This window comes from Gillisia limnaea DSM 15749, assembly GCF_000243235.1.
Lineage (GTDB): Bacteria > Bacteroidota > Bacteroidia > Flavobacteriales > Flavobacteriaceae > Gillisia > Gillisia limnaea.
Map to the genome: position 1 here is coordinate 3,548,690 of NZ_JH594606.1, position 10,187 is coordinate 3,558,876.

9 protein-coding genes and 1 pseudogene are annotated in these 10,187 nt (G+C 36.5%); 3 read left to right on the forward strand and 7 right to left on the reverse strand.

Annotated features, from left to right (window positions below; all coding sequences use genetic code 11):
• Positions 1–8: 8 nt before the first annotated feature.
• Positions 9–671: an ABC transporter ATP-binding protein gene (locus tag GILLI_RS17495; RefSeq protein WP_006990459.1), complete on the reverse strand. Its 663-nt coding sequence runs from the start codon at positions 669–671 to the stop codon at positions 9–11.
• Between the two features lie 48 nt (positions 672–719).
• Positions 720–3,167 carry a DUF5916 domain-containing protein gene (locus tag GILLI_RS17500; RefSeq protein ID WP_006990460.1) on the reverse strand — a complete coding sequence of 816 codons (2,448 nt, stop codon included), beginning with the start codon at positions 3,165–3,167 and terminating at the stop codon, positions 720–722.
• Positions 3,168–3,317: 150 nt separating this feature from the next.
• Here GILLI_RS17500 and msrA point away from each other — a divergent pair, with 150 nt between their 5' ends.
• Genes msrA through GILLI_RS17515 form a run of 3 tightly spaced genes read left to right on the forward strand, consistent with a single transcriptional unit; the run spans position 3,318 to position 4,810 of the window.
• Complete coding sequence (gene msrA / locus GILLI_RS17505; protein ID WP_006990461.1) at positions 3,318–3,863, forward strand: peptide-methionine (S)-S-oxide reductase MsrA; 546 nt, start codon at positions 3,318–3,320, stop codon at positions 3,861–3,863.
• A 1-nt stretch (position 3,864) separates the two neighbouring features.
• Positions 3,865–4,458: a GTP cyclohydrolase I FolE gene (gene folE / locus GILLI_RS17510; RefSeq protein ID WP_006990462.1), complete on the forward strand. Its 594-nt coding sequence runs from the start codon at positions 3,865–3,867 to the stop codon at positions 4,456–4,458.
• Positions 4,459–4,501: 43 nt separating this feature from the next.
• Positions 4,502–4,810 carry a hypothetical protein gene (locus GILLI_RS17515; protein WP_006990463.1) on the forward strand — a complete coding sequence of 103 codons (309 nt, stop codon included), beginning with the start codon at positions 4,502–4,504 and terminating at the stop codon, positions 4,808–4,810.
• Positions 4,811–4,941: 131 nt separating this feature from the next.
• Here GILLI_RS17515 and GILLI_RS17520 read toward each other — a convergent pair whose 3' ends face one another.
• The 5 genes and pseudogenes from GILLI_RS17520 to GILLI_RS17540 form a co-directional block, all read right to left on the reverse strand.
• Positions 4,942–7,197 (reverse strand): TonB-dependent receptor, encoded by a 2,256-nt coding sequence (locus GILLI_RS17520; protein ID WP_006990464.1) that lies wholly within the window; start codon positions 7,195–7,197, stop codon positions 4,942–4,944.
• 389 nt (positions 7,198–7,586) lie between these two features.
• A complete protein-coding gene (locus GILLI_RS17525) occupies positions 7,587–7,889 on the reverse strand; it encodes a DUF6787 family protein (RefSeq protein WP_006990466.1) in 303 nt (100 codons plus the stop codon).
• 42 nt (positions 7,890–7,931) lie between these two features.
• Positions 7,932–8,357 carry a DUF6146 family protein gene (locus tag GILLI_RS17530; protein WP_006990467.1) on the reverse strand — a complete coding sequence of 142 codons (426 nt, stop codon included), beginning with the start codon at positions 8,355–8,357 and terminating at the stop codon, positions 7,932–7,934.
• 135 nt (positions 8,358–8,492) lie between these two features.
• Positions 8,493–9,119: a DUF937 domain-containing protein gene (locus GILLI_RS17535; protein ID WP_040507163.1), complete on the reverse strand. Its 627-nt coding sequence runs from the start codon at positions 9,117–9,119 to the stop codon at positions 8,493–8,495.
• 617 nt (positions 9,120–9,736) lie between these two features.
• Positions 9,737–10,187 (reverse strand): annotated as a pseudogene (locus GILLI_RS17540) (NAD(P)-dependent oxidoreductase); the annotation flags it as partial.

Genomic DNA, 10,187 nt, shown 5'->3' on the forward strand with positions numbered 1-10,187 from the left:
GTTATTTTCTAGAGAATAATTTCGCCGTCTACCATGGTGAGTTTCCTGTCTGCCATATTTGCCAGTTCTTCATTGTGAGTAACAATTACAAAAGTTTGGTGAAACTCTTCCCGAAGTTGGAAAAACAATTTATGCAACCTTTCAGCCGATTCTGAATCGAGATTTCCCGAAGGTTCATCTGCAAAGATCACTGCTGGTTTATTAATCAAAGAACGAGCCACCGCAATTCTCTGTTGTTCTCCACCGCTCAATTCACCCGGTTTATGTGATGCACGGCCCTTTAAACCCAAAAAATCAAGCAATTCCAAAGCTCTTTTTTCAGCTTCAGCTTTTGGTGTCTTTTTAATAAAGGCGGGGATACAAATATTCTCCAATGCCGTAAACTCCGGCAGCAACTGGTGAAACTGAAATATAAAACCAACCTGTTCATTTCTAAATTTGGAAAGCTTTTTAGAGCTTAGGGAATAGATGTCGATATCGTTTATTTTTAAAGCACTGCTGGTTTGTTTATCCAGGTTATCCAGCGTACCTAAAATTTGAAGCAAAGTGGTTTTTCCGGCTCCTGAAGCTCCTACTATGGAAACGATCTCGCTTTTTTCAATGTGAAGATTCACGCCTTTTAAAACGTGTAAATTTCCGTAATATTTATGAATGTTTTGGGCGTATATCATTGGTGTAACTTGTAAGGTGAATGTACTTATTTTCTAAAAGCCTTAATGTTAACTTTTAAAAATATTCCTGATATTATTATAGTCAATAAAGTAAACCACTCGTAAAGAGAGATTCTGCCTAAGGGATTGTTCAAATAATCTCTCAAGACTTTCCTCATATCCTAATTGGCTTTGGTCACTAAGATTAAATATAGAATTCCTGTAAAGTAGAATAGCTTCACTTCCCGGCGCAAACTGCCAACTATAGCTAAGATCCAGGTTCCAGATATTGAAATTTACATTGGGATCCTCATTGGGAGGGATTGGATAATTTTTTGCGGTTACTTCTCCTTTGTCCTGAAGGCTTTTAAATTGACCCTTGGCAAAATTAGCTACCGACCAGAAATTACGAAAACTTAAATTTAATGCCTGTTTGGTATTAAAATTATAGCTTCCCTGTAGTGAGTTTTCTACACTTTCTGTATCCCTGTTCCCAAATATAATGTCTTCTGGCTTAAGCGCTACAAAACTATTCCGGCTATTAGTAACCGAATAATTAAGGGAGTAGATAAAACTTATTTTATCATTAAACCTAAACCTCGGGCTTAGTCTTAGTCTATAATTTTCCTGATCGCTGTCAAAATAATCTCTGTAACTAATGCGTGCATCAAGCGCAAATTTCTTTCTGTAGTCTGATGAGATCCAGGTTTCCCCGCCAAGACTCTTTTTATAAGTTATGTAGTGTCCTTCCCGGCGAGGCTCAAAAAAGTCCTTAAAGTCTGATTCCATCACCGCTGAACCTCCAAATGCAAAACGATTTTTCATCACAGCAAAAAAGCTGCCACCCACATCGGTTCCGGTGGCAAGATCTGGCTTATAGCGGCGGGTATGGTTTCCAAATATTTGAATGGTAAATCGATTTAATTTCCCAATTGGCTCAAATATTTGGTACGAGGTATTCCAAAAGAAATTATTATAATTATTCCGAAAGTTTAAACCCAGGTCGTTGATGTCGTAGGTTTCATTTGCGAAATCGTGTTTCACCCCATATCTAAAATTTCCTTTTGTCCGGTTGATTTCAAAATTAGAGGCAAATCCTGTTATATTTTGCCCGGGTTTATTCACATTGCTCATCTTTGCTTCTCCATTAAAATTGAAGGAATTTGAGTTGTTGAAGACATCAAATAGAAATCCAGTAACATTTCCATCCCTGAAACGCCCTTCCCTTACTACATTTGTATTTATAAGGCTAATAGAAGAATTTTGGTTGAATTGCTGATCCAGTACTACAATGCTATAATTGGCCAAAGGTTCTGTGACTTTATACCTGAAATCGCCTGAAACCGTGTCTTGAAAGATGGCGCGGGTTTCTTTTGTAATCGCATTAAAAAAGCCAATTCCAAGATCGTTTTCTGTTCTTCCTGAAATTTTAATAGCATTTAGTAAATCGGCCTTTTCAGGATTTTCAATTAAAACCTCGTTTTTGATTGATTCCCGCTGAGCCTGATTAAATCCAATTGGGGAATCCCCAATTCGTCTTGAATAAAACAGGTTACCTTTTGTAAACAATTCGGTTCCTTCCGTAAAGAATGCCCGGTTTTCGCCAAAAGCCTGCTCAAAAGGTCCCAGGTTCAATTCCACGTTATCAAATGCGGTTTGGCCAAAATCAGGAATCAATGTTGCATCCAGGGTAAAGGCATCTGTAATTCCATATTTGAAATCCATACCGGCATTGAAATTTGTTTGGTTGTTCCCTTCAAACTGATCTGTTTCAATGGAGGAATAAGGATAAAAACTCAATCGAATAGGGGGATCAATGTTTTTTATTCCTCGAAGTAACCCATTGTGTTGGGTGATTTTTCCAACAGATTTATCGATATAATTCCAGGAATAAGTTTCGTTTAAGTGCGTGATTTTTCTGTTCATTTGTAAACCCCAGAGTTGTTCTTCTTTTTTCGGAAATCTAAGCGCTGCATAAGGAATTTTTAATTCAGCATACCAGCCTTTATCGTCATAAGAAATTTCCCCTTCCCAAACCACATTGTAACTATAGTCTTCATTTTCTCCACTCATTTTAGCATCTGCCAAAGTTCCTGCAGAAGTGATTATAAATCGGGTTTGATTTTCACCGTCATTATAGGTGTTGACATCCACCTGAAAAAAATCTGCCTGTCCAATGTTATCCCGTTGTGTGAACTGTCTTAAAATTCTGTCAGGCTCATTAACCAGCATATATGCAGCGATGTAAATAGCTTCGTCATCATAGACGATCTTTACTTGGGTGCGATGGGTTTCCCTGCTAGGGTTTCCATCACCAGGTTCAACCATAAGAAAGTTAGTAGCGATTGGTGTACCTTCCCAAACAGGATCATTTAAGAAACCATTAATTTTTGGCGCTTCTGTAATACGCTGGGCGGAATATTCTTTTTTAGAAAGTTTATTGGGATCTATATCTTGAGCCTTTAAATTAATGAAAATAAGAATTGAGGCTATAAAAACAAGGTTTTTAAAAATCATTGATTAATTTAAACGTGACTTAGGTAATGAGTGAATTTTATTATTTGTACAAATCTAATAATTGCAATTTTAGAATAAAGGAAAATAATAAGAAAATGATTTTTTTGTTTATTTATTCATTACTTTTGTTAAACAAAATAAATTTGTAGAATGAAAAATCAAGAAATAGAGACAACAACGTTGGCCGGAGGATGTTTTTGGTGTACCGAAGCTGTTTTTGAGCGAATAAAGGGAGTGACTAAAGCTATCCCCGGTTTCACAGGCGGCGCAATTAAAAATCCTGCATACAGGGAGATTATATCCGGACGGACCGGGCATGCAGAGGCTATTGAAATTCACTTTGACCCTGAAATAATTTCTTTTGAAGAATTGCTTTATATCTTCTTTAGTACCCATGACCCTACAACGCTCAATCGTCAGCAATATGATGTTGGAACCCAATACCGGAGTGCCATATTTTATCATTCAGAAGAACAAAAACAAAAAGCCCTGGAGGTCATTCAAAATGTCGAAAAAGAAAATATTTTTTCAAACAAGATAGTTACCGAGGTCACGGAAGCTTCAGCATTCTATGAAGCTGAAGCGGAACATAAAGAATATTACAGCAAACACCGACAGCAGCAATACTGCCAGGTAATAATTGATCCTAAAATCAAAAAATTAAAAGAATTATTTTCAGAAAAATTAAAAAAATAAAATGTATAACTACTTCGAAGAATATGATGAAAAAGTTACCGGCGAGCTGCAGGAAAACTTTAAAAATATTATAGAACATCTTGGTGAAAACGTTTCCCGGGAAGGTATTGTGAAAACTCCGGAGCGAGCCGCAAAAGCTATGCAGTTTTTAATGCAGGGCTATTCTGCAGATCCAAAAAAGATATTGGAAAAAGCTATGTTTAAGGAAAGTTACGACGAAATGGTGGTCGTAAAGAATATCGAGCTATATTCTCTATGTGAGCACCATATGTTGCCTTTCTTTGGGAAAGCTCATATTGCCTATATCCCAAATGGTCAAATTGTAGGTTTGAGCAAGCTTCCAAGAATTGTGGATGTTTTTGCAAGAAGGATGCAGGTTCAGGAACGCCTTACTCATGATATTCTGGAATGTATAAATACTGTTGTAAAACCAAAAGGGGTTGCAGTAGTTATTGAAGCACAACATATGTGTATGATGATGCGGGGTGTGCAAAAACAAAACAGTGTTACAACTACCTCCGGATTTAGAGGACAGTTTAAAGAAATTGAAACACGGAATGAATTTTTGAAACTCATAACTTCAGACTTAAAATAAGTGGCATTTTTTTTGCTTTATAACATATGTAAAAAACTATAACATGATGAAGAACCTGAAGAATAAGTTATTGTTTCGTGGAATCGCTTACGATGCTATAGGGATGGCAACATATGCTATTCCAGTTGTAGGACCCTTTCTTGATTTAGTATGGGCACCGTATGCCGCAAAACAAATGAGCGAAATGTATCCCGGGAAAAAAGGAAAAATAGCCTCTGTTATTGTATTTCTTGAAGAGATACTTCCGGGCACAGATATCATTCCTACTTTTACCCTTATGTGGTTATATACCTTTGTTTGGAGCAAAGAGAAATCCCCAAAAGAAATTATTATAGAAGCGGAGGTTATATAGATCCCTCAAAATACTGCCCTAACAAATAAAAATAGGTTGCCCATAGTGGCAACCTATTTTGTTTTAAATCAATTATCACAGAATTAGTTTATAAGGTATTTTATAAGGGGAATTTAAACTCGGCGCCGCGATTAAAAGAATGTTTGAACGCTCAAACTTATATTTCTTCCACGGTCTTGAATTCCATCCGGCTTCAGCCTCGATAAATGAGAAATATAGGTTTCATTCAGCAAGTTATTTCCGCTAATTCTCAGGTTTATCATAGTTTTATTTAGGTTGAAAGAACCTCCAATTCCTGCACTCAGCAAGCTATAACCGGGCGTACGCGTTTCAAATGCACTCACATTTTCTTGATCCAGAACACTTTTCACGGTTAAAAATCCATAATTGCTTTTAAACCAGGCGCCTTTGTCAAATTCAACCCGAAGCGTATTGGTAAAAGAAGTTGCTGGAATTAACGGAAGGTTCTCTCCATCCTCTCTTTCTCCCTTGACGATGGCAACACTGCTTTCCAGGTGAAGCCAGTCAATAGGGTGGGGGTGAAGGTGAAGCCCTGCTTCGCCGCCGTAAAGCTTTGCATCATTTTGAAGATATTCAAAAACCGGATCTCCTTCAATGAACCTATTGGCAGGATTAAGGAATATATAATCGTTTATATTATTGTAAAATACATTTGTAAAAATCTCGAAATGCTCATTGCTATATTCCAGTGCAAGATCCAGTTGAAGATTTTGTTCATTGTTTAGACCGGAATTTCCAAGTTCAAAACGATTGGTTCCTTCATGAGCTCCGTTTGAAGTTAATTCAGCAAGATTAGGAGCTCTAAATCCGGTTGCGACATTAACCCTGGCGATGAATCGAGAAAACAGGTTGTATTTAATTCCCAGGGAACCATTGTAACTGTTGAAGTTTCTGTCTATTGGAGCAAAATATTCCTCTTCCCCAAAAACTCCCATTTCCCGACTTTCGATAGATCTATTGTCAAATCGCACTCCTGCCTGAATATCCAATTTTTCCAAATGATAATGCGTTACGGCTAAAAAACCTATATCGCTAACATTAGCATCGGGAATAAGGATTTCTTCCCCAAAATTCTTATTGGTTTGAAACATCCCCTGTACTCCAAAAATTGTTTCAAAATTTCCCCATTTGGCAGAATTGTACTTTAGGTCGTAATTCAAAGTTTCAAGGTGCATTTCAAGTGCAGGACCTTCCTCTTCTTCCTGTTCTTCTTCTCCTTGCTCTTCTTCATTTTCCTCATGATGATCTTCAAATTCTTTTCTGTTATTAAAAAGATATCCAACTTTTATATCCAGACTGGAATTAGTAAAGAATAATTTGTTATCGAAGCTTAGAATATGATTATCAATTTGCTGATATGGTAATAATTCTTTTTTTGATGCGGACTGCTCACCAATCTCTTCCGGAATCCCAATGGTAGAATTATTATAATTGTACCTCAAATCACCACGATATTTCTCATCCTGATATCCAATTCCGGTTTTGAAATCTTTTTCATCAAATCTTGAATTTGTGACTCTCATTCCATTCCCGGTTTCATAATCGCTATGCGTTGCGTAATTTCCTCGAACCAGAAATTTTAGACGTTCTCCGGAGGTTTTAAATCCTGCATTAGTTTCGGTTCCAAGGGAATTAGAGTGATAAGTGACCTTTGCATCCAAATCTGTACTAGCCGGGACAGCGTATTTTTCAGGATTTAAATAAAGAACTCCCCCTAAAGCATCGCTCCCATAGAGGAGGGATGCAGGACCTTTTATTACTTCAACGCTTTCTACTCCGCTGGAACTAAGGCCAAGTCCATGTTCATCTCCATATTGTTGATTTTCTAGGCGTACCCCCTGCGCATATATCAAAACCCTGTTCGAGCTTAACCCTCGTATCACAGGCTTTCCTATTCCTGCCCCGGTTGTTACTGTTTCTACCCCAGGCAAAAGTGCTATTCCTTCTGCAAGGCTTACAGCCCCGGATTTATTAAGATTATCTATTGTTTCTCGTTCAACTCTTACAACATTCTCACTTTGTAATTTGTGAAATGGTGTTGAAACGATCACAGCTTCCATTTCTATAGCCGAAGGCTGAAGCTGGATAATTACTTCTTCATTGGATGGCAAACTAACCTTAACGGTACGTGTGGAATAACCAATGGAAGAAATTACAAGGTTGTAATCCCCTTTGGAGATATTATCAATTTGAAATATTCCTTCAAAATTTGTGAGTGCGCCCTTTTCTAATTTTGAGATATAAATGGTTGCCGACATAACAGGGTCGTTAGTTTCGGCGTCAATGACTTTTCCTTTTACAGAATTTTGTGCAAATGTGGTTGAAGTTACTGCTAAGGCGAGCAATAGATAAATTAATTTATACATTGTTTTTATTTAAGAAGTTAATTACCACAGATCCTTCAGGATCTGAATCAGAAAAGAATATTCGATCTATGCAGAAACCGGAGGGCCCCTTAGCTCAAATGATAATTTCTGGTAATTACTTAAAAACAGGTAAGAATTAAAAAACTTCTTGTTAATTACAAGAGGTTCGAGAAGATTAAAGTTTTGAATTTCGAAAGAAAGAAATGGCGTGGGGTGTAATTTACAGAGTTCACAATCAATGGTTTTATTATGTAGGTGCGCATCCTGATAAGTATCGCACACTACTATTTTTTCGTGAGCATATATATGACTAATGCTTATAACAGAAGGTAGCACCAAAGCCGCAGATATAAAGATCAATACATATTTCTGAACGAAATTCACTTTTATTAATTTAAGAATCTTGAAAAACCAAGTCTGGATAACATTTTTTTTTCAAATTTCCAGAAAAAATCAAACTGCCCAAAGATCCACCCAAATAAAACTAATAAAATCTGATAGATTGGAAATATTAGAAGAATTCGAACCATCCAATATAAATACCAGGGAGAGGTTTCCCTGTAAATCCCGAAAAAATCACAAACAGGTCCCGCAAGTTTAGCAGCAGAAGACCCTGTAAGCGCAAAAACAATAAGAATAACGATTATCTGAAGGTTAGAATCGATACCCCAACGTTGCTTTAATTTATTCATGATGCAAATATACCATATAGGGATTTATAAACAAACTAGTTACTATATTCTTGTTGGAACCGAAAATCTTTGGTCGTATTCACGGGAAAGAAAAACAAAGTAATTATATAATAAATAATTAACCTCATACCCATAATCTATATTGGGATCATAATTGATTGCCTGCACATATAAATTGTGATTAAATCGCTGTGGTTGATTTACACGGGAATTGTATTCTGAAACCAAAAACTGGTTTTTGTTTTCAAGGTAGGATTGAGAGTAATACATTTTAGGCCTGGCAATGGAATTAATAAATAAATTAAATCCAGGCTCTATAATTATAATTTCGTATTCCAGGCTGTCATTGGCAATCCTCACGGTGTCATTGTGTATGCCTTCTCCTGTATTTTTTAAATCCCGATCCTTACTTGAGCCACAGCTATAAATAAATAATCCCAATATCAGGATGTAGATTAAATTTTTCATATGTAGACATTTATTGTTTTTTAATGGTCATATGCAATTCGCATATCTTCATTACTGTTTGTATCGCATTTCCGTTATGCTCATTTCATAGTTTTTAGTTAATTTATATTCACCAAAAATGTTTAATAATACCATTTATTTTCCACCTAACATTCCACCTAGAATTCCGCCATTTCCTTTTTTCGATTTATTATTTCCTCCAAAAATCATCCCGTTTATATCATCGATCACGCTTCCATCCTTATTATTGTCTAAAAATGTTGAGATTAGGGAAGAATCAAATTTAACCGAAGACCCCATAACAGATTCAATTAAATTGTCCAGACCAGAGGTTTCTACCTTTTCTTCTTTTTTCTGACTCGCAAGTACACTCATCAATAATGGAGCCGCCATTTTTATAATATCTGAAATGGATGATTGCTCTATACCAAGTGTAGTTGCAACTGTTTTGTTGATGTTTTCCTGATTTGAACCAAGGACATGCTTAAGGATCTTTCCTCCTTCTGAAGTAATAGCTGATGGTTCCTTGTGGTTTAAATTATCCAAAAATTCCTTTCCATGTTTAGTATCATTCAATGCGGAATTCAATTCCCGGGCACCTTTTTCATCCTGAATGTTTTTTTTCATCGCTCCAAGTAAAATAGGGAGTGCCAGGCCTAGGGCAGTAGTGATAGTATCTTTGCTTTCTCCGGTCTTATCCATCGCTTTGGATATAAAAGTGGAGCCTTTATCAGTATTTAAGAGATCCAGTATTGATGCCATATCTATATTATTAAAAATTAAATCTTGGATTAAAATCATTAAATTGAGATTAAGTTTTAGTCCCATCAGTGGGTTTGATCCACGATGCCCGTTCGGGCCGAATTTTAATTGCAATCCTAAAAACATCTATCTTTAACATACCTCGTGAGCTTTTTTCATGGTTTTATCCAACAATTAAGTTACGAAATTAATGAGAGTCTTAGTCTTAATGAATGTACAAAAGAGAATTTTTAATCCTTTAAGATGGGGGTTAATTTCCCGACCGCCCATCTCATTCCGGCGAAGGTTTATTTCTTTAGATTAGTAAGCCTGCTTGCCTTGAGATGATTGATATTTAGATTTCTGTTGTCATTGAAATTATTGTTCTGACAGAATTTTCTTCTGTTTATTTTATTGTTTCATCGGACTCCCGATAGCTACCGGGAGTAAAATCTGCGTAATTATTCCCCTGTTTGAGGAAATCCAACTAATGGATGTTTCGTTTGGTATAAAATAAAAATCAATATCGCATGAACATCTTTTTAAAGGATATTTGTGAGATATTGATTTTAATCCCTCATTGAGGGTTTAATTCCCCCGAGGTCTGCCCCGAGGTTCTTGATTAATAGAATTAGTATTCAGACCTTTTCTTCTTTGAGGATTGAAATAATCTGCTCGGCAAGTTCGGTACCTATTCTGTCCTGTGCTTCAATGGTTGCAGCTCCAATATGCGGACTCAGGGATATCCTGTGGTCCATCAATACTGTTATTGCCGGGCTAGGCTCATTTTCAAAAACATCAAGTCCTGCAAAGGCTACTTTTCCATTTTCCAGAGCCTCTATCAATGCTACTTCATCGACGATTCCTCCACGTGAAGTATTGATTATTCCAACCCCATTCTTCATCTTTTCAAATTCTTTTTTTCCTAACACTGCTTTTTTCTGTTCCGGTACATGAATAGTAATAAAATCGGAATGTTGGATAAGATCTGCAACAGGTTCGGTTTTTATAGGCACTTTTACAACCTGATCATTGTAAAAATGGAGCCGTTATATCTGTTTCTCCTACCTTATCATCACTGGCAATTAC

What these genes read in the sequence shown, in the direction of transcription:
- GILLI_RS17495 (WP_006990459.1), bottom strand. Translation starts at nt 671, where the DNA reads ATGATATACGCCCAAAACATTCATAAATATTACGGAAATTTACACGTT.
- GILLI_RS17500 (WP_006990460.1), bottom strand. Translation starts at nt 3,167, where the DNA reads ATGATTTTTAAAAACCTTGTTTTTATAGCCTCAATTCTTATTTTCATT.
- msrA (WP_006990461.1), top strand. Translation starts at nt 3,318, where the DNA reads ATGAAAAATCAAGAAATAGAGACAACAACGTTGGCCGGAGGATGTTTT.
- folE (WP_006990462.1), top strand. Translation starts at nt 3,865, where the DNA reads ATGTATAACTACTTCGAAGAATATGATGAAAAAGTTACCGGCGAGCTG.
- GILLI_RS17515 (WP_006990463.1), top strand. Translation starts at nt 4,502, where the DNA reads ATGATGAAGAACCTGAAGAATAAGTTATTGTTTCGTGGAATCGCTTAC.
- GILLI_RS17520 (WP_006990464.1), bottom strand. Translation starts at nt 7,197, where the DNA reads ATGTATAAATTAATTTATCTATTGCTCGCCTTAGCAGTAACTTCAACC.
- GILLI_RS17525 (WP_006990466.1), bottom strand. Translation starts at nt 7,889, where the DNA reads ATGAATAAATTAAAGCAACGTTGGGGTATCGATTCTAACCTTCAGATA.
- GILLI_RS17530 (WP_006990467.1), bottom strand. Translation starts at nt 8,357, where the DNA reads ATGAAAAATTTAATCTACATCCTGATATTGGGATTATTTATTTATAGC.
- GILLI_RS17535 (WP_040507163.1), bottom strand. Translation starts at nt 9,119, where the DNA reads ATGGCATCAATACTGGATCTCTTAAATACTGATAAAGGCTCCACTTTT.